This window comes from Stenotrophomonas sp. RG-453, assembly GCF_033843685.1.
GTDB classification, from domain to species: Bacteria; Pseudomonadota; Gammaproteobacteria; order Xanthomonadales; family Xanthomonadaceae; genus Stenotrophomonas; species Stenotrophomonas bentonitica_A.
In genome coordinates this window covers 416469-435503 of the sequence record NZ_JAMYED010000002.1, presented here as the reverse complement: position 1 = coordinate 435503, position 19035 = coordinate 416469, and the positions used below count along the sequence as shown (strand labels likewise).

The window sequence follows — 19035 nt, the reverse complement described above, 5'->3', positions numbered from 1 at the left end:
CCCCTTAGCGGATCAGGCTGGTGATGCGGCTGGCGACGCGCTCGGCGCGGCGGGCCTCTTCTTCGTGGGCCTGTGCCTTGGTGACGGCTGCGTTGGCGCGTTCACGCTGGGCCTCGGCATCGCGCAGCTCGCGCTGGGCCACGGTCAGCAGGCGGTCAACCTGGCCTTCCATGTTCGAGACCAGGGCCTCGACGGTGTCCTTGCGGCGGAACGGGGCGGTGACGACGGTGGTGAAAAGGGCGATCAGTTCCTTCATTGCGGTAGCTCCTCAGCTTTGATTTGGATAGCGATGCGGCGACCCGGCTTGCCGTACATGACGCGGCAGGCTTGGTCGGAACGGGGAAGTTGGTAGGGCAATACCAGGCCCTCGGCGAACGAGAGCGGGGCGTCTTCGGGGATGAAGCCGACGACCGTTCGGCCGTCAGTAGTCGGAGTTCCGTACACCGGTTTCGTCTCGGAATGGGAGGTCGTCGTCGAACGACGGTTCCTCGCTGTTGATGAGGCGGCCGGTCGTGTGGTCATACGTGTAGTGCAGGACCTTGCCGTTCGACTGGCCGGTGAACCGGTCCTTGAGGACGCGGAAGGTGGTGCAGTTGCGTTCGGCCTCGTTCTCGGCCTGGGTGTTCCGCTCTAGGCCGAAGGCGAAGTGCGTCCAGAAGCCGATTGCCCGACTGCCCTTGAAGTGGCGCAGCATCACGCGCCCGCCTTCTTCGTGCGGCTTTCCTTCCGGGGTGGCGAGGTGGGATACCAGGTAGATGCACACGAGGTGGCGCTGCGCGAACTGAGCGATCTTCGCCATCGTGTCTTCGAGCATCTTGCGTTCGTCCTCCGCACCCGCGGCGAACGAAGTCAGGTTGTCCAGCACGATGTGCTTGACGCCCTCGGCGACGGCCATATGGCCCATCTTCTGCTCGATCACGTCCCAATCGGTCGAGCCGAAGTGGTCGTAGACGAACACCTGGCCTTGGTCCAGGATCTCGAACGCGGCAACGAGTTCGTCCTGCGTCCAGGTGCCATCGGGGACGTGGAACCGCTTGCCGCCGACCTTACCGGCCATGCGCTTTGCGGTCTCCACCGGCTGCTGCTCCAGGAAGAACAGGCCGACGCGGTCGCCGGTCTCCTGCGCGATAAACGCAGCTTCTTCCATCAGCCAATCGGTTTTGCCGATGCCGGTGCCTGCGCCGAAGGTGTAGACCTCGCCATACCGCTTTCCGTAGGTCAGCTCGGTCAGGCGCGGGTCGTGCCAAGGCATACCCATCGTGACCGCAGTGAGGGCCTTCTCCTTGAGGGAGCCGAACGTCACGACGCCATCGGGGCGCTTGGTCTGTGCCTGATAGATCGCATGGACGATGGCCTCAGCCTCGCCCTTTTGCAGCAGCTCGGACGGATCTTTGGCGGGGAGCTGGGCGATCTTGGCCTTGCCCGGCGTGAGCATCAGTGCCACCTCTTGCGCGGCCTTCTGCCCCGGCTCGTCCATATCGAACATGAGGACGACTTCGTCGAAGCCCTCGACCCACTCCAGCTCGCGTGCGATGCACTTGGCTGCGCCTTGTGCGCCGTTCGGTAGGGAGACCACGGGCCACTTGAGGGAAAGCGCCTGGGCCACGGAGATCGCGTCGATCTCGCCCTCGGTGATGACCAGGCGACGGCCTGGCTGATAGAGGTGCTGGCCGTACAGGCCGCAGCCCTTGCTGTCGCCGATGAAGGAGAACTTCTTGTCGGGATAGCGGAGTTTCTGTGCGACGATCTCGCCGTCGCGGCGGTAGGTCGCAATCTGCACGGTCTTGCCGTGCTTATCGGTGCCGAGCCAATAGCTGTACTTGCGGCACGCTTCTTCGGTCAGGCCACGCTTCTTGAGCGCGGCCGGTTCGCCACGCGCAAAGTCGGTCATGGTGGTCCTGCGGGGTTGCTGGGGTCTCGACCCCTCCTCGTCAGAGGGGACGTATGCGTCACAGGCGAAGCAGAATTGATGCCCGTCCGTGTAGAGCGAATTGGCGTCGGAGCTGCCACAGTTCTCGCAGGGGATGTGCTGCAAGAACTCGCTGTCGTTGTCCCGGTTATTTCCCCGCACGCTCCACCGACCACATGCGCTTGCGGTAGGAGACGCCCAGGCGGCGGTTCAGGCCGCTCTTGACGCGCTGGTAGTTGCCCGACTTGCGGGCAGCGGTGACGTCGCCCTTGACGGAAGCCTCGAAGGCCAGGCGCATGACGGACGGGATGACGGTGGTGGTCTGGTTCATGCTGCGTGGTTCTCCAGGAAGGTGCGGAAGGCCGTGACCTCGGTGTCGAGGTCACCGTCGTACAGGTCGAGTTCGGTGCGGCAGTAGTCGCGGTAGGCGTTCAGCACCTTGTCGATGCGGAACTGCGCGGGAGCCTGGCGCGGGGCCAGCAGGGGCCGCTTTGCGCGGCGCTGTTCCTTGGTCAGCGAGTACCGGGTGTAGCGCTGTCCGCTCGCGTCTTCCTGCGTGGACTTCTGGATCGCGTAACCGGCAGCGCGCAGCTCGTCGATGCGGGAGGCCAGACGGCGGATACGGAAGACGCCTTCGGCCTGCCACGGGGTGATGTGGGTGTGCGTGCGCAGGTATTCGAGGACGGTGCGGCATTGCGGGGACAGCGTTTTCATCGGAACTCCTAGTTAGGGAAGTCGGGTGCCCACACGACGGGGTGGCCGAACTGAGCGATCAGTCGGCCGAGCGTTTCGCGCTGGGCAGGAGTGAAGTTGTCTGCGGGGTTCATGGCGTCATCGACGCCGCCCAACATGCAGACCTGGTATGCGGATTGGTTGAGCTTTCCGGCGAGTGCGCCGGGGAGGGTCAAAGGGCGGCCCAGGTACAGCTCGCCGTCCCGTTCGATGACGAAATGGCAGGCGACCTTGGAGTAGCCCTGATTGCGGTGGACTCGTGCCAGCTCGTCGCCCGTGGTGATCTGCTCGGGGCGACTCATGCTTGCAGCGACGTACAGCGTGTCCACCGAGGTGAGCGGTTTCAGTCGCATCAGGTGGTGTAGATGTGAACCTCGGTTCGCGGTTCCTCGCCGGGTTCGGCGAAGCGCTTGCCGGACATCAGCCAGTTGACTTGTTTGTCGTCACCCCAATAGCCCGTGGCTTTGGTGATAACGTCCATCGGTCCCTTGGCGAAGTTGTCCACGTCGCCGTTCACGAAGGTGGCCTTCGATGTCTTGGCGCGCTTGGCTACCGCGATGATGACGACTAAAACCCCATCGGCCGGGCCAATGCCGGTGTCGCCTGGGGCCAGATGCTCCTCGGCCAGTTGCTTCCAGGTCTTGTAGGTCTTGGCGTAGAAGACGCCCCAGCGCGATACGCGGGGACGTGAGGCGGGCACAGGGTTGAAGGGGAAAACGACGGAGGCCCGCAATCGGGCCTCCTTCGCAATGCCTACTACCGACGCGAGCGGATCAGTAGTCGCCGTCATCGCCTTCCGCGTCGTCGCCAGCTTCGGTGCTGTCGTCGCTGTCGGAGAAGTCCGACTTCGGTGCCTGGGCTTCGTCGTCGGCTTCGTAGCCTTCTTCTTCGCCGAAGCCGTAGTCGCCAGCCTTGCGCGAGCCGAACTCGACCAGGTCAATCACCTGCACCGCGACCATGCGCAGGGTCAGGTAGAACTTCTTGGCCGACTCCACGAAGAAGCCGCCGACCTCGAAGGAGACCTTGAGTTCGCTGCCGCCGCCGATCTTCGGCGGATTCGGCATCTTGTGGCCCTTGGCATCGAAGATGTCCGGCTTCATGGTGAAGTGCTTGCCGGTCTTCTTGGAGACGCCCGAGGCGCGCATCTTGAACTTGAGAATCTTGCGGCCAGTCTCATCGCCTTCCTCGTCCACCTCATCGGTGAACACCGGGGCGACTTCGGCGGTCTTCTTCTTCTTCGGGTTCTCCGACAGCCACTTGGCGAACTCTTCGTCGCGCAGCTTTTCCAGGTCGGCGATCAGCTTGTTGCACGCTTTGTCGTCACCGTCGTAGGCCAGGCTGACGGTGTACTCGCCTTCCTGCTTGAACTTGGTGTCCGGCTCGTTCAGGCGCGGCCATACCGCGATGCCGGCCGGGGAGACGATACGGGTGCGCTTCTGGTTGCTCATGGGGTTCCTTAGTCGTTGAGGGGGTTGATGAACACGCCTTCGCGCAGCAGGTCCGTCTCGACATCGAAAGGAGTGCTGCCGTAGACGGCTTCGTGGATGTCGCCTTCGAGCAAGAGCGCGTCGATGTAGGCGTCGATGACGGGGTCGCGGCTCACGGGATGAGCTTTCGCAGTTCGCCCTCGGCGTACCGCTTGACCGCCGAAAGGGTGTTGACCTGCCTGTACTGGCAGTCCTGTTCCATGCGGGAGACCACACGGAAGATTTCGTTCGGGTCGAAGCCCAACGTGTCGCAGATGACACGCATGGCGCAGCCCAGGCCGATGAGTTGTCGCGCCGGGGAACCCAGGTGCTGCACGGCGTCCAAAACGACGAAAGCGCCTGTTGCGGCGCTCTCGGCGGTCTGGCTGTGCAGCGCGTCGGTCACGCGCTCACGCATCAGGCGGTGAACTCTGCCGTCATGGCGTGCTTGAACTCTTCGACGGTCCCGTGCTTTGCCGGGTCGTAGATGCCGAGGACAACGCCGTAGGCGTCCTGGGCGACGTAGGTGTTCAGGGCAGACTGATAGTTGATGCTCATGTATGTCTCTCTTGTGGGATTACTTGCCAAAAGGGGATGAACTAGGCAAAGAAGTACGCGGAATCCAGGACCAGGCTCAGGTCCAGGTCACCGCTCGGGGGAAGCACGGGTAGTTGCTCGGCCGCTTCGGGCGGGAGCTGGTCGATGAGTTGTTGTCGGAAGTCGGCCAGCACGTCGCCGTTGTATTGATCGACGAAAGCCTGTCGGAGCGCCGCAGCCATGAGCGCGGAGCGACCGGCATGGGTTCCGTAGGAGTCGTGGATCATTGCGAAGGAGGTGATGCCGTTCTCTGCCGCGAGGCAGGTGGTGAGCATCAGGTGGCTCGCATCGCAGGAGTGGACGAAGTTCGGACTGATTCCGAGGGTCTGGCGGCGACGGTCGAGCTTAGTACCGCCGATGTTGACGACTAAATTAACCTTGCGCCCCCCGACGTGCGGATTGATGCGGACGCCTTCCTCCTCTCGGTACTCCTGGAGGACCGGGAAACCGGCAGGGGTCGTCCAGCAGACGGGCAGGTCGGCCGAGGAGGCCACCTTTGACGCATCGCGCAGCCAATCCATCGCGGCGCGGGCGGCGATCACGACCTCGCCGATACACTCCCACAGGAGCGCCGCAAGGTACTCGGCGGTTTCCCAATCGTCGCCCATGCCCAGCTTCTTCATCTTGGCGAGAACTTGGGACCGCATACCCGACTTGGTGACGCCGTAGGGGAGGGTCATCACGGGCTGCTTGACGATGTCGCGGGTGAGCTGGCCGTCGAGCTTGATGGCAATGACGTCGCCTTCGGCCGCACGGGCTTCCAGCTTGGCCTGGGCTACGTCCCTGACGCGGGTATAGATGTCGGCGGGCTTGACCTGGGGCACCAGGTTCGTCGCAGCGCCGCCCACGGAATCCCGCAGCATCGCCGAGAAGTTCTGCAAGCCGTTGCAGGAGCCGTCCAGCGCGACCTGGATGTGCGAGACGTGGTCACGGCCGTTCAGCGTGTAGCCCAGCCACTCGAAGCACGCAGCCAGCGCGCAGAAGGGGCTGTCCGCGTCAATCCAGAAGCGCTGGCCGTCCAGCGGGTCGAGAGCGCTGTCGAGGATTTGCTCCTCGTGGTCACGTACCCACTGCACGCGCTCCTCAAAGGAGACCTTGTCCACGCCAAAGCAGTTGGCGAGGTGGACCGCCAGCCAGAATGCGCCGTCTTCGCCCAGCGGCACGCCTTCCGCGAAGTGCAGCAGAGCCTTTGCGGCGTCGTCGCCCTGTGGCGTGAGGGTGGGCGGCAAGGGGTACACCCGGCCTCGGAAGTCCAGGTTGTGCGGGAAGTAGATCGCCGGGTAGTCCACGAACTTCTCGGCCAGGGCGAGCTTCTGAGCGCAGGCGAGGCGGGTGGAGACCGAGCGAGCGTTGGCCTCGTAGACCTTGGCGCGTCCGCGCTTCCACTCCTTGAACTCGTCGGCGTGATGCTCCTTGTAGTAGTCCGGGTCGGTGTCCAGCATCGCCGGGCGGTCCGGCAGGGTTGCCAGCTCCCGCTCGGGGAGGTCAGCGACGCCGCCCCCTGCGTTCCAGAGTTCGCGCATGACCTCCAGGACGCCGCGGTTCACCTTCCACGGCGTCGCCTGGATCGCGTTGACGGCCTGATAGACGTTGGGCATATCCACCAGCGCCAGCTCGCGCTTATAGGCGCGGTTGCGCGTGCGGACCAGGTCGGCACGGCCGCCGATGTCCGTCAGGTAGCCGCCGTCGCGCGGGGTGGTCCAGGGACGGGGCGGGACGACCATCGGCATCAGGACCGGCTGGTACAGCGCCGCGCTGTCGTGGGCCTTGGTCAGCCAGTCGAGGATCGCTTGATTACCCGCGATCAACAGGTGGCGCTTGCTGCGTTCGGTCACGGTGACCAGCTCGATCAGCCCGGTCGCCTCGACGAACAGCTCGATCAGCTTCATGCCGACCAGCAGGGCGTCCTTGTCGGCCAAGGTCAGGCGGGGTTCGTCATCGGGTTCCCATTTGGCCTCCTGCACGACGTGACGCATGACCGCCGTCGAGTGGCGGGAGGAGGTGGACTTCTTGAGCTGTTCCTGGACGACCCGGTACAGGCCGGGGTGTTTCTGGCGGAGGAGGGTGAAGTTGATCTCGTTGGCGACCTCGTGCCCCAGCGTGATCGCCACGGACACGGCCTTGCGGTGGTCAGCGACCAGCGCGTTGACGCATGTGAAGGAGGTCAGATAGGCGAGGGCCAACGGGTCAAGGTGGCGGACGAACTTGAGGGCGGCGTGGCGCTTGCCCGGCTTGCCGGTGTCGGCTTCGGCCACGAAGGCCGCGATGGCCTTGGCGGTGGCGTCCAGGCTTTCCATCACGAGCTTGCGGCCTGGGCCGGTCTCGGCCTGCTGGCGCTGCTCCTTGATCTTCTCGTACCGGGCGATGCCCAGCGAGGTGCTTTCTTTCTCCAGTTGAAGCTGGGCCGCGTGCAGTTCGTTGTCTTGCCAAGTCGTCATCATTTGCCCTCGGGGGATGCAAAAGTCAAAAGAGAAGGACCGCACCGGGGTCGCCGGTACGGTCCTTGGGTCATCATTTGTTGGTCCTGGGTGGACCTAGGTTGAACTGTAGATGTCCTTGTTGGTGAACAGCAATGAGTAGGTTCTGAATGTGTTGTCTTAGGGGGAGGCCCGCCGATGATGACGACTTTATTCCGCGTCACCTGGTGTCACCTGCCGCGGCACTTGGCGTCACCTGTATGTCACCCGCGGTGTCACCTGTTACTGTGTCGGGGCCTAAGCAACTGACATCTTTAGAGATTTGGGGTGGGGTGTCGGGATTTAGGTTCCAGTGCCGCAAGGCGTGGGGGTTCGAGTCCCCCCTTTCGCACCAGTGCAGGGCGTTTTCGCCGGCACCATGACCATGGGCACGTCCCGGATCGGGGAGACGGCCACATGCTGGGCCCTTGGCGGCCCCCGGACGTTCTCGGCCCGCGCTGGCGGCGCTGGCGTTTATCGGCGAAACTACAGGGCTGCGGCGGGCATGCGCGTCCACGACCCCGCGTCCAAAACCCGTTTCATCCATCACATCGTGCCGGGGCCCATGCCGCCGGTGGCAGGAGTCAACATGCAAGCTTCGATCGAATCCACTGGCAATCTGGAACGCCGCCTGACCTTCTCGCTGCCGGAAGACCGCCTGCAGACGCACATCAGCGGCCGTCTGGGCGAGATCGCCCGCACCACGCGCATCAAGGGCTTCCGCCCGGGCAAGGTGCCGGCCAAGGTGATCGAGCAGCGTTTCGGCCAGCAGGTCCGCAGCGAAGCCGTCGATGGCCTGCTGCGTGAGACCTTCGATGCCGCCCTGCGCGAGCATGAGCTGCGCATCGCCGGCACCCCGCGCATCGACAAGGGCGAGGGCGAGCTGTCCTTCGTGGCCACCGTCGAGCTGGTGCCGGACTTCGGCGACGTGGATGTCAGCAAGCTGACCGTGGTGCGCCACACCGCTGAAATCAACGACGCCGACATCGACCAGATGATCACCAACCTGCGCGAACAGCGCCGCAGCTGGAGCCCGGTCACCCGTGGCGCCCAGGACGGCGATCTGGTCGCGCTGGAAACCTGGTCGCAGGCCGGCGATGAGCGCCTGCCGGCCGAAGGCACCGAAAAGGGCAGCGTGATCGTGGGCCAGGGCATGATGTTCGAGCAGATCGAACAGGGCCTGGTCGGTCTGACCGCCGGTGAAGAAAAGACCCTGGACGTCGAGTTTCCGGCCGATTGGCGCGTCCCGGCACTGGCCGGCAAGCAGGTCAAGGTCACCGTCAAGGCGGTGGACGTGTCCGCGCCGGTGCTGCCGGAGGTGGATGCCGAGTTCATCAAGAGCTTCGGTGTGAAGGGCGGCGACGTGGAGCAGTTCCGCAAGGACATCCGCGCCAACCTGGAGCGCGAGCTCAAGGGTGCCCTGATGAACCGCCTGCGCCGCGAAGTCGGTGAGCAGCTGATCGCCGCCTACGCCTCGGTGGAAATGCCGCCGCGCCTGGTCGAGAACGAAGCCCGCGCCATGCTGGACCAGCAGCTCGAGCAGATCCGCCGCAGTGGCCGCAACCCGGGTGACGTCCCGGCCGACGCCCACGAAGGCTTCAAGGACGCCGCCGCCAAGCGCGTACTGGTCGGCCTGCTGGTCGGTGAAGTGGCCCGCAAGAACGACCTGCGCCTGGATCCCAAGCGCCTGAATGAAACCATGCGCCTGATCGCCTCGACCTACGAAGAGCCGGAGCAGGTCATTGAGATGTACCGCAACGACCCCCAGCTGATGAGTGGGCTGCAGAATCGTGTGATGGAAGAGCAGGTGATCGACTGGATCGCCGAGCGCGCCCAGCACACCGAAGAGAAGCTGTCGTTCCAGGACGCGATCCGCCAGTAAGCGGTCGTGTTTTACGCCCCGCGCCCTGGCGCGGGGTCGTTCCCCCCAAAATAGGTGCCTCACTAATGGACAACCGAACCACAGCCCTGAACATGGTTCCGATGGTGGTCGAACAGACCAGCCGCGGCGAGCGCGCCTATGACATCTATTCGCGCCTGTTGAAGGAGCGCCTGATCTTCCTCGTGGGCCCGATCGACGATCACATGGCCAACGTGGTGGTGGCGCAGCTGCTGTTCCTGGAAGCGGACAACCCGGAAAAGGACATCAGCATCTACATCAACTCGCCCGGTGGCGTGGTCACCGCCGGCATGGCGATCTACGACACCATGCAGTACATCAAGCCGGACGTGAGCACCATCTGCGTCGGCCAGGCGGCCTCCATGGGCGCCCTGCTGCTGGCGTCCGGCGCGGCCGGCAAGCGTTACGCGCTGCCGAATTCGCGCGTGATGATCCACCAGCCGCTGGGCGGCTTCCAGGGCCAGGCCACGGACATCGACATCCATGCCCGTGAAATCCTGACCCTTCGTTCGCGCCTGAACGAAGTGCTGGCCAAGCACACCGGCCAGTCGCTGGAGACCATCGCCCGGGATACCGAGCGTGACAACTTCAAGAGCGCGGCCGATGCGGTGGCCTACGGCCTGGTCGACCAGGTCCTGGAGCGTCGTCCGGAAGAGTCGATCCAGCCGGCATAACGTTGTACCAGGCCGGGAAACCGGCCTGTTTCCACCGGGTCGGGCGGGACTGGCGTCCTCCTGACCCTGTGCTATTCTCGAATCGAACCCCCGTTCAGTCGGGTGGGGTAACTGGGTAAGCGAAGCATGAGCGAAGACCGCCAAGGTCGTTCCACGGACACCGGCAAGATCCTCTACTGCTCTTTCTGCGGAAAGAGCCAGCATGAGGTGCGCAAGCTGATTGCGGGTCCGAGCGTGTTCATCTGCGATGAATGCGTCGAGCTGTGCAACGACATCATCCGTGAGGAGCTGGAGGAGAAGGCGCAGTCGGCCCGCAGTTCGCTGCCCAAGCCGCGCGAGATCCTCGAGGTCCTGGACCAGTACGTGATCGGGCAGAACCGCGCCAAGCGGACCCTGGCCGTGGCCGTATACAACCACTACAAGCGCATCGAGAGCCGCCAGAAGAACGACGAGGTCGAACTGGCGAAGTCGAACATCCTGCTGGTCGGTCCGACCGGTTCGGGCAAGACGCTGCTGGCCGAAACCCTGGCCCGCCTGCTCAACGTGCCGTTCACCATGGCCGACGCCACCACGCTGACCGAAGCCGGTTACGTGGGCGAGGACGTGGAGAACATCATCCAGAAGCTGCTGCAGAAGTGCGACTACGACGTCGAGAAGGCACAGCAGGGCATTGTCTACATCGATGAAATCGACAAGATCTCGCGCAAGAGCGAGAACCCGTCGATCACCCGCGATGTGTCCGGCGAAGGCGTCCAGCAGGCCCTGCTGAAGCTGATCGAAGGCACCGTGGCCAGCGTGCCGCCGCAGGGCGGTCGCAAGCATCCGCAGCAGGAATTCCTGCAGGTGGACACCAAGAACATCCTGTTCATCTGTGGCGGTGCGTTTGCTGGCCTGGACAAGGTGATCCAGCAGCGTTCCAACGATTCGGGCGGCATCGGGTTCGGTGCCAAGGTGAAGAGTTCCGAGCGCAAGCAGGAAGTGGGCAAGATCCTGGCCGAAGTCGAGCCGGAAGATCTGATCAAGTTCGGCCTGATTCCGGAGTTCGTCGGCCGCCTGCCGGTCGTGGCGACCCTGGAAGAGCTGGACGAGGCCGCCCTGGTGCGCATCCTCACCGAGCCGAAGAACGCCATCACCAAGCAGTTCAAGAAGCTGTTCGAGATGGAGCACGTCGAGCTGGAGTTCCGTCCGGACGCGCTGGCCGCCATTGCCCGCAAGGCGCTCAAGCGCAAGACCGGTGCCCGTGGCCTGCGTACGATCGTCGAATCGGTCCTGCTGGACACCATGTATGACCTGCCCTCGGCAGAGAATGTCAGCAAGGTGGTGGTGGACGAATCGGTGATCGAACACAAGTCCGAACCGTACCTGATCTACCAGACGCCACCGGCGCCTGAACAGAAGGCGGCTGGTGCTGAATAATCAGTTCAAGTAATTGAATTGAAAGAAATTTTTCAGAACAGCTTGCATCTAGAAGCCGATGGCCCCATAACGAGGCCATCGGCTTTTTTTGTATCCGGGCGAGGCGCCCGGAGGCCATCCCCACTGTTCCACTGGAGCCCACATGGCCCGTTCCCCAACTGAGACTCTCGACCTGCCGGTACTGCCGCTGCGTGACGTGGTGGTGTTCCCGCACATGGTCATTCCGCTGTTCGTCGGCCGTGACAAGTCCATGCATGCGCTGGAGCAGGCGATGGAAGCGGACAAGCGCATCCTGCTGCTCGCGCAGAAGTCCGCCGAGACGGATGATCCGTCCGCCGCCGATCTGTACCAGGTCGGCACGCTCGCCCAGGTCCTGCAGCTGCTGAAGCTGCCCGACGGCACCATCAAGGTGCTGGTCGAAGGCCTGTCGCGCGTCAACGTCACCGACGTGACCGAGCGTGATGGCTCGCTGCACGGCGTGGGCATGGAAATCGAATCGGACGAATCGCGTGAGCCGCGCGAGATCGAGGCGATCGCCCGCTCGCTGATGTCGCTGTTCGAGCAGTACGTCAAAACCAATCGCAAGCTGCCGCCGGAGCTGCTGCAGACCCTGGCCGGCATCGACGAGCCCGCGCGCCTGGCCGATACCATCGCCGCGCATATCAGCGTGCGCCTGGCCGACAAGCAGCGCCTGCTGGAAACGCTGCAGATCGGCGACCGCCTGGAAATGCTGGTCGGCCTGGTCGATGGCGAGATCGACGTGCAGCAGATGGAAAAGCGCATCCGCGGCCGCGTGAAGTCGCAGATGGAAAAGAGCCAGCGCGAGTACTACCTCAACGAGCAGATGAAGGCCATCCAGAAAGAACTGGGTGACCTGGATGACGCGCCCGGCGAGATGGACGAGCTGGCGCGCAAGATCGCCGAGGCGGGCATGCCCAAGCCGGTGGAGACCAAGGCCAAGGCCGAGCTCAACAAGCTCAAGCAGATGTCGCCGATGTCCGCCGAAGCGGCGGTCGTGCGCAATTACCTGGAGTGGCTGCTGGGCGTGCCGTGGAAGAAGCGCACCAAGGTCCGCAAGGATCTCAAGGCCGCGCAGGACACGCTGGACGCCGATCACTTCGGTCTGGACAAGGTCAAGGACCGCATCCTGGAATACCTGGCGGTGCAGTCGCGCGTGAAGCAGATGAAGGGCCCGATCCTGTGCCTGGTCGGTCCGCCCGGCGTGGGCAAGACCTCGCTGGGCCAGTCCATCGCCAAGGCGACCAACCGCAAGTTCGTGCGCATGAGCCTGGGTGGCGTGCGCGACGAGGCCGAGATCCGTGGCCATCGCCGCACCTACGTCGGCTCGATGCCGGGCCGCATCGTGCAGAACCTCAACAAGGTGGGCAGCAAGAACGCGCTGTTCGTGCTCGATGAGATCGACAAGATGTCGATGGACTTCCGTGGCGATCCGTCCTCGGCGCTGCTGGAAGTGCTCGACCCGGAGCAGAACAACGCCTTCAACGATCACTACCTGGAAGTGGACCTGGACCTGTCCGAAGTGATGTTCGTGGCGACGTCCAACTCGCTCAACATCCCCGGCCCGCTGCTGGACCGCATGGAAGTGATCCGCATCCCCGGCTACACCGAGGATGAGAAGCTCAACATCGCCATGCGCTACCTGGTGCCCAAGCAGATCAAGGCCAACGGCCTGAAGCCGGAAGAGCTGGAGATCGAGGCCGATGCGATCCAGGACATCGTGCGTTACTACACGCGCGAATCCGGCGTGCGCAACCTCGAGCGCGAAGTGGCCAAGATCTGCCGCAAGGTGGTCAAGGAAATCGCGCTTGCCGGTCCCGTAGCGCCCGCCAAGGCGGCCAAGCCGGCCAAGGCCGGCAAGAAGGCCAGCGCGAAGAAGAAGGCGCTGGTGGTGGTCAACGGCAAGAACCTGGACAAGTACCTGGGGGTTCGCCGCGTCGATTTCGGGCGTGCCGAAGAGCAGAACGAAGTGGGCCTGGTCACCGGCCTGGCCTGGACCGAAGTGGGCGGCGATCTGCTGCAGATCGAATCCACCCTGGTGCCGGGCAAGGGCCAGCTGATCCTCACCGGCCAGCTGGGCAACGTGATGAAGGAATCCGCCTCGGCGGCCCTGTCGGTGGTGCGCTCGCGTGCCGAGCGGCTGGGCATCGACAATGAGTTCCTGCAGAAGCACGACGTGCACGTCCACGTGCCCGATGGCGCCACCCCCAAGGATGGCCCGAGTGCGGGTATCGCCATGGTCACCTCGCTGGTGTCCACGCTGACCAAGGTGCCGATCCGGGCCGAAGTGGCGATGACCGGCGAGATCACCCTGCGTGGTCGCGTCACCGCCATCGGCGGCCTCAAGGAGAAGCTGTTGGCGGCGCTGCGCGGCGGCATCACCACGGTCATCATTCCCGAGGAGAACCGCAAGGATCTGGCCGATATCCCCGCCAATGTCACCCGCGATCTGAAGATCGTGCCGGTGAAGTGGATCGAGGAAGTGCTCGACCTGGCCCTGGAGGCCCCGCTGACCGCACCGAAGCCCAAGAAAGATGGGCAACGTGTCACGGTACGCGGCAAGTCCAAGACAGCTTCCACAACGCGCGTCAAGCACTGACGCGTCCTGTGGAAATGCCCGAAACCCGCGTCGTTATTGGCTTTTCAGCTTGCGCGGGTAGGGGGGCACTGGTATAAAAGCACCACTCGCGAGTCAGCGTACATCTGAATTCGGCGAACAGAGAACTTCACTGGCATCCGACGGCGTATCGTCGTCGGGTGTCTCAATGTTGAATCCGCGGAATCCCCGCCAAAGGAGCTGTAGAGAATGAACAAGACCGAATTGATCGACGCCGTTGCTGAAGCCGCCGACCTGACCAAGGCCGAGTCCAGCCGCGCCGTTGATGCCGTCATCGCTTCCGTCACCAAGGCCCTGAAGGGCGGTGACGCGGTGACGCTGGTGGGCTTCGGCACGTTCCAGGTCCGCGACCGCGCTGCCCGTACCGGCCGCAACCCGAAGACCGGCGACACCATCAAGATCGCTGCGTCGAAGAATCCGTCGTTCAAGGCTGGCAAAGCCCTGAAGGATGCCGTAAACTAAGCGGCTTGCTGGGGTGCTTAGCTCAGCGGTAGAGCGTCTCCTTTACACGGAGAGGGTCGGGGGTTCGAAACCCTCAGCACCCACCAGGCACTGCCAGTAAAATTTTTGAAATGTGGAGCGGTAGTTCAGCTGGTTAGAATGCTGGCCTGTCACGCCGGAGGTCGCGGGTTCAAGTCCCGTCCGCTCCGCCAGTTTCAAGAAGGCCCCTGAGCAATCGGGGGCCTTGTTTTCTCCGCCGACGCATGTCGCGGTGAAGGCGGTAGAGCCGACCGTTGGTCGGCTGAATGAATTAAAACAAGGAGCGGTAGTTCAGCTGGTTAGAATGCTGGCCTGTCACGCCGGAGGTCGCGGGTTCAAGTCCCGTCCGCTCCGCCAGTTTTAAAAAAACCTCGAAAAAAGCAGCATTTCGGGGTGGGCAATCTGAATATCTTCGGATAGAATGAGCGCCTGCAAAGTTTCAAGTGCGGAGCGGTAGTTCAGCTGGTTAGAATGCTGGCCTGTCACGCCGGAGGTCGCGGGTTCAAGTCCCGTCCGCTCCGCCAATCCTTGAAGAGCCCTTGGTGAAAACCAAGGGCTTTTTTTTGTTTCCAATCCAGCAGATTGATCGGCAGCGCGGCGCACACCGTTTGCCCGCCGCGATCAGCGGGTGCGGCACCGGGCAGATCGCGCGCAGGGGCCGGCGCGGGCACTTTTGGAGCCTGCCGCGAAGCGGGTTACACTGCCGGGCTCGCCAATCAGGCCTTGATTTTTCCCATGCTGCAGAAACTTCGCGACAAGACCTCGGGCTGGATCGTTACCGTGATCCTGGGGCTGCTGATGATTCCGTTCCTGTTCGTGATCGACTCCAGCTACCTCGGTGGCGTCGGCTCGCAGAACGTGGCCAAAGTGGCCGCCCCGCCGACCTGGTGGAAGTCCGCCCCGTCGTGGTGGCCGGTCTCGTTCCTGTGGCAGCACCATGAGATCAGCTCCAACGATTTCCGCGTGCGCTTCGAGCAGGCGCGCCAGCAGGCACGCCAGGAGCAGGGCGAGGACTTCGATCCGCGCCAGTTCGAAAGCACGGAGAGCAAGCTGGCCGTGCTCGATCAGATGATCGATGAGCAGGTCGTGCGCCTGGCCGGCGAACAGTCCGGCATCGTGATCGGCGATGCCGCCGTGCGCGAGTACATCGCCTCGATCCCGGCCTTCCTCGGTGCCGACGGCAAGTTCAACCAGGACAACTACCGCATCGCGCTGGCCAGCGGCAATCCGCCGCGCACGCCGACGCAGTTCGAAGCGCTGGTGCGCGAGAGCATCCAGCAGTCGATCATTCCGTCGGCCCTGCAGCGTTCCGGGTTCACCACCCAGAGCGAAGCCGAGCGCCTGATGAAGCTGCTCGGTGAAACGCGTGACGTCGAACTGGCCGCGCTGCCGGAAACCCCGGCCGACACCGCCGAAGTGACCGAGGCACAGATCAAGCAGTGGTATGACAGCCACACCAAGGATTTCCGCCAGCCGGAAACCGTGTCGCTGGAATACGTCGAAATCAACGGCGCGAACCTGCCTGCGCCGGCGGCCGCCGACGAAGCCACGCTGCGCAAGCGCTATGACGATGAGAAGGCGCGCTTTGCCACGCCGGAACAGCGTCTGGCCTCGCACATCCTGATCACCGCCGATGGCAGCGATCCGGCCAAGCTCAAGGCGGCTGAAGAGAAGGCAACCCGCCTGGCCGCCGAAGCCAAGGCACCGGGTGCCGACTTCGCCGCACTGGCCAAGGCCAACTCCGAAGATCCCGGTTCCAAGGACACCGGTGGTGACCTGGGCTGGGTGGAACGCGGCGCGATGGTGAAGCCGTTCGAAGATGCCCTGTTCGCCATGAAGGCGGGCGAGGTGACCGGTCCGGTCAAGACCGACTTCGGTTTCCACGTGCTCAAGCTGCGCGAGACCAAGGGCGGCGAAGGCCGTTCCTTCGACGAGGTGCGTGACCAGCTGGCTGCCGAGCAGCTCAAGGCCGACACCGACCGCGTGTTCACCGAGCTGAGCGGCCGCCTGGTCGATCTGGTCTACAAGAACCCGACCTCGCTGGAAGGCCCGGCCAAGGACATGAGCCTGCCGGTGCAGACCATCGGTCCGTTCACCCGCACCACCGCCAGTGGCATCGCCGCCAACCCGGCCGTGCTGCGCGCGGCGTTCTCCGACATCCTGACCCAGGACGGCACGGTGAGCGACCCGATCGAGCTGGGTCCGAACCACAACGTGATGATCCGCGTGACCGAGCACAGCCCGGAACAGGCGCTGCCGCTGGACAAGGCCCGTGAGCAGGTCATCGCCGCGATCCATGCCGACCGCACCCGCCAGGCGTCGGAGAAGGCCGTGGATGCCGTGCTGGCCAAGCTGAAGGCCGGTCAGACCCTGCAGGCGCTGGCGACCAGCGAGAAGCTGCAGATCAGCCCGCTGCCGGGCCTGCCGCGCACCCAGCCGGTGCCGACCCCGGAAATCAACCGTGCCGTGTTCAGCGCGCCGTTGCCCGCTGAAGGCAAGGCCAGCTACGGCAAGGTCGCCGTGCAGGGCCGCTACGTGATCTACGCGGTGACCAAGGTCACCCCGGGCAACGTTGCTGAAGTGGACGCGGCCCAGCAGCAGCAGCTCAAGGAGCAGCTGAGCCAGATCGACGGCATGGCCGCCGCCAAGGCCTACGTCGAAGCGATGCGCAAGCACTTCAAGGTGCAGACCGAAGAAGCCAACCTCTAACCGGGGCGGCTTCTGCTGAACAACAAAAAGCCCGGCGATGCCGGGCTTTTTGCGTTGGGGTTGGGCGCCGCTCAGTCTTCGACGCGCAACACCGCTCCCGGCTTGAGCACACTGCTGCCACTGAGGCCATTGAGCGACAGCAGGGCCTTCAACGGCATCCCGTAACGGCGGGCGATGGTCCAGGGCGATTCGCCATCGCGCACGGTGTGGCGGCGGCTCCGCGGACGATCCGCGCTGGCCACCGTGCGGGTGGCGGCCGGCGCAGGCGCCGTACGGGCCGCCGGGCTATCCACCGGTGCGCTGGGAGCCACCGCAATGGCGGCCACGCTGGCGCTGGCATCCACCGGCGCATGCGCGGTCGGGGCCAGAACCGTCACCTGGCCGGCCGGGCGGCCCTTGCCGCTGGCCAGGGCCGGGTTGAGCCGGGCGATCCGGGCCGGATCCAGGTCGCGCTGCTGGGCCCACTGTTGGACGCTGGTGCCCGCCGGCAGGGTATGCCCCTTCAGCACGGGCACGGTGCGGTCCAGCGAGGCCATCACGGCTGGCTCGGTTTCTGCGTCTTCCAGCACGCAGGCCAGCGCGTGCAGCTTCTCGACATAGGCATAGGTGACCGGCGACAGGCCGGGCAACTCCGCCGGACGCGCGTTCTGCGCGTTCATGCCGGCCTTGCGCAGCGATTGCAGGACCCGGTACTCGCCGGCGTTGTAGGCCATGGTGGCCAGGCGCCAGTCGCCGCCGAACATGCCGTGCAGGGTCTTGAGGTAACGCACCGCGGCCTGGGTGGAATCCACCGCCGAGAGGCGGCCGTCGTAGCCCGGGGTCATCTGCACGCGGTGGTTCTTGGCGGTGGTGGCGATGAACTGCCACAGGCCGGCCGGGCCGCCGCCGTTGCGGGCGTTGGGCCGGTAGCCGCTTTCCACGAAGGGAATCAGCGCAAATTCGGTCGGCAGGTCGGATCTGCGCAGCTCTTCCACCACATAGCCGAACAGCACCAGGGCGTCATCGTCCTGGTTGGCCAGGCGCGAGGGGGCATGCGCGAACTGCTTCTGCCAGCGCGGGCTGGTCGCCTCGGCGTCGCAGGTAGGTTCAGCCAGGCCATCGCGGAAGCTGGCGAAGATGTCCTGCCCGTTGCGCACCGAGGCCGGCGGCAGCGCCGCAGCGGTCAGGGGGAGGGAGGACAGGCCGGCCACGTTCTGCGACATGCCGGCGGTCAACGACTGGGCGCCCGCGCTGCCGGCCACGGCGATCGCCAGGCCCAGCGCGAGCGGCAACAATCGCCGACTCATGTTCGAAATCCGTCTTTCCAGTGCCGCAGGCCTGCGACAACATCCACTTCATCGGTTACGGGACGCCCAAGATGGGCGCTGACAGCCGCCTGGATGGCGGGGGTGTTCGTACGCAGGAACGGATTGCATTCCAGCTCGCTTGCCAGTGAAACCGGCAGCGTGGGCAGGTCATCGCGGCGCATGGCCAAGGCCTCCTCATGGCGCTGCGACAGCGCAGCGTTGGTGGGGTCTACATGCCGCGCGAAGACGGCATTGGACAGGGTGTACTCGTGGGCGCAACAGACCATCAGTTGCGCTGGCAGGGACGCCAGCTTCCGCAGGGATGCCAGAAGCTGGGGAGGCGTACCTTCGAACATGCGCCCACAGCCCAGGCTGAACAACGCATCGCCACTGAAAAGGTGTTCAGCGGTGTGAAATGCGATATGGCTCCGGGTGTGCCCGGGCACGGATACTACGTGGAACCCCAGCCCCAATGCCTGAACGCATTCACCTTCAGCGACCCGATGGGCGGCCACCTGGATGCGCGGTTCTTCTGGCGCGTAAACCTCCACCGCCGGAAAACGCGCCTGCAGTTCTGCCACGCCGCCGATGTGATCATCGTGGTGATGCGTCAGCAGAATGCTGTGGGGAACCCATCCCTGCTGCGCTGCGGCAGCCAGAACGGGGTCGGCCTGGCCGGGGTCGATGACCACGGCGCGGCCGTCGTCGGCGACCAGCGCCCAGATGTAATTGTCCGCAAACGCGGGTAGGGCGGTCAGTCGCATAGAATTGGACC

19 protein-coding genes and 4 tRNA genes are annotated in these 19035 nt (G+C 64.4%); 10 read left to right on the top strand and 13 right to left on the bottom strand.

All coding sequences use genetic code 11. The features are described 5' to 3' along the window. Positions 1–4: 4 nt before the first annotated feature. The 11 genes from NJD74_RS04645 to NJD74_RS04595 all read right to left on the bottom strand — a co-directional run bounded on the left by NJD74_RS04645 (position 5) and on the right by NJD74_RS04595 (position 7142). Positions 5–256 carry a hypothetical protein gene (locus NJD74_RS04645; RefSeq protein ID WP_319623745.1) on the bottom strand — a complete coding sequence of 84 codons (252 nt, stop codon included), beginning with the start codon at positions 254–256 and terminating at the stop codon, positions 5–7. Positions 257–421: 165 nt separating this feature from the next. Continuing rightward, complete coding sequence (locus NJD74_RS04640; protein WP_319623744.1) at positions 422–1891, bottom strand: toprim domain-containing protein; 1470 nt, start codon at positions 1889–1891, stop codon at positions 422–424. A 166-nt stretch (positions 1892–2057) separates the two neighbouring features. Continuing rightward, the gene (locus NJD74_RS04635; protein ID WP_319623743.1) at positions 2058–2240 is read right to left on the bottom strand and encodes a hypothetical protein; all 183 of its coding nucleotides are present in this window, start codon (positions 2238–2240) and stop codon (positions 2058–2060) included. Continuing rightward, the gene (locus NJD74_RS04630; protein WP_319623742.1) at positions 2237–2623 is read right to left on the bottom strand and encodes a helix-turn-helix domain-containing protein; all 387 of its coding nucleotides are present in this window, start codon (positions 2621–2623) and stop codon (positions 2237–2239) included. Before NJD74_RS04630 ends, NJD74_RS04635 begins: the two co-directional genes overlap by 4 nt. A gap of 8 nt (positions 2624–2631) precedes the next feature. After that, positions 2632–2994 carry an N-acetylmuramoyl-L-alanine amidase gene (locus NJD74_RS04625; protein WP_319623741.1) on the bottom strand — a complete coding sequence of 121 codons (363 nt, stop codon included), beginning with the start codon at positions 2992–2994 and terminating at the stop codon, positions 2632–2634. Then, positions 2994–3374, bottom strand: a complete 381-nt coding sequence (locus NJD74_RS04620; protein WP_319623740.1) for a RusA family crossover junction endodeoxyribonuclease — start codon at positions 3372–3374, stop codon at positions 2994–2996. The genes NJD74_RS04625 and NJD74_RS04620 overlap by 1 nt, the downstream gene beginning before the upstream one ends. Before the next feature lie 40 nt (positions 3375–3414). Further along, on the bottom strand, positions 3415–4089 hold the full coding sequence (locus tag NJD74_RS04615; protein WP_319623739.1) for a hypothetical protein: 675 nt from the start codon (positions 4087–4089) through the stop codon (positions 3415–3417). Positions 4090–4097: 8 nt separating this feature from the next. Then, positions 4098–4244: a hypothetical protein gene (locus NJD74_RS04610; protein WP_319623738.1), complete on the bottom strand. Its 147-nt coding sequence runs from the start codon at positions 4242–4244 to the stop codon at positions 4098–4100. Next, on the bottom strand, positions 4241–4513 hold the full coding sequence (locus tag NJD74_RS04605; protein ID WP_319623737.1) for a hypothetical protein: 273 nt from the start codon (positions 4511–4513) through the stop codon (positions 4241–4243). Before NJD74_RS04605 ends, NJD74_RS04610 begins: the two co-directional genes overlap by 4 nt. 11 nt (positions 4514–4524) lie before the next feature. Continuing rightward, positions 4525–4665, bottom strand: a complete 141-nt coding sequence (locus tag NJD74_RS04600; RefSeq protein WP_319623736.1) for a hypothetical protein — start codon at positions 4663–4665, stop codon at positions 4525–4527. Positions 4666–4706: 41 nt separating this feature from the next. Further along, positions 4707–7142, bottom strand: coding sequence for a DNA-directed RNA polymerase (locus tag NJD74_RS04595; protein ID WP_319623735.1), 2436 nt, complete (start codon positions 7140–7142; stop codon positions 4707–4709). A 607-nt stretch (positions 7143–7749) separates the two neighbouring features. On the opposite strand from NJD74_RS04595, the gene tig reads away from it, so the two are divergent. From tig to NJD74_RS04545, 10 genes are all read left to right on the top strand, one after another. Continuing rightward, positions 7750–9042 (top strand): trigger factor, encoded by a 1293-nt coding sequence (gene tig, locus NJD74_RS04590; RefSeq protein WP_019185805.1) that lies wholly within the window; start codon positions 7750–7752, stop codon positions 9040–9042. Between the two features lie 65 nt (positions 9043–9107). Then, positions 9108–9734: an ATP-dependent Clp endopeptidase proteolytic subunit ClpP gene (clpP, locus tag NJD74_RS04585; RefSeq protein WP_019185804.1), complete on the top strand. Its 627-nt coding sequence runs from the start codon at positions 9108–9110 to the stop codon at positions 9732–9734. A 126-nt stretch (positions 9735–9860) separates the two neighbouring features. Next, entirely contained in the window at positions 9861–11150 is a 1290-nt protein-coding gene (clpX, locus tag NJD74_RS04580; RefSeq protein ID WP_019185803.1) for an ATP-dependent Clp protease ATP-binding subunit ClpX, read from the top strand. A 142-nt stretch (positions 11151–11292) separates the two neighbouring features. Beyond that, positions 11293–13767 (top strand): endopeptidase La, encoded by a 2475-nt coding sequence (gene lon, locus NJD74_RS04575; RefSeq protein ID WP_019185802.1) that lies wholly within the window; start codon positions 11293–11295, stop codon positions 13765–13767. Positions 13768–13974: 207 nt separating this feature from the next. Continuing rightward, positions 13975–14247 carry an HU family DNA-binding protein gene (locus tag NJD74_RS04570; RefSeq protein WP_019185801.1) on the top strand — a complete coding sequence of 91 codons (273 nt, stop codon included), beginning with the start codon at positions 13975–13977 and terminating at the stop codon, positions 14245–14247. 11 nt (positions 14248–14258) lie between these two features. Continuing rightward, a tRNA-Val gene (locus NJD74_RS04565) sits at positions 14259–14333 on the top strand. A gap of 28 nt (positions 14334–14361) precedes the next feature. Beyond that, a tRNA-Asp gene (locus NJD74_RS04560) sits at positions 14362–14438 on the top strand. A gap of 107 nt (positions 14439–14545) precedes the next feature. Further along, positions 14546–14622: transfer RNA gene (locus NJD74_RS04555), tRNA-Asp, on the top strand. Positions 14623–14712: 90 nt separating this feature from the next. Next, positions 14713–14789, top strand: a tRNA-Asp gene (locus NJD74_RS04550). A 211-nt stretch (positions 14790–15000) separates the two neighbouring features. After that, complete coding sequence (locus NJD74_RS04545; protein ID WP_070473765.1) at positions 15001–16974, top strand: peptidyl-prolyl cis-trans isomerase; 1974 nt, start codon at positions 15001–15003, stop codon at positions 16972–16974. A 71-nt stretch (positions 16975–17045) separates the two neighbouring features. Here the strand turns inward: NJD74_RS04545 and NJD74_RS04540 are convergent, their stop codons facing one another. Both NJD74_RS04540 and gloB read right to left on the bottom strand, forming a co-directional pair. Continuing rightward, complete coding sequence (locus NJD74_RS04540; protein WP_070426718.1) at positions 17046–18260, bottom strand: lytic transglycosylase domain-containing protein; 1215 nt, start codon at positions 18258–18260, stop codon at positions 17046–17048. After that, positions 18257–19024: a hydroxyacylglutathione hydrolase gene (gloB, locus tag NJD74_RS04535; protein WP_019185797.1), complete on the bottom strand. Its 768-nt coding sequence runs from the start codon at positions 19022–19024 to the stop codon at positions 18257–18259. The genes NJD74_RS04540 and gloB overlap by 4 nt, the downstream gene beginning before the upstream one ends. Positions 19025–19035 lie beyond the last annotated feature (11 nt).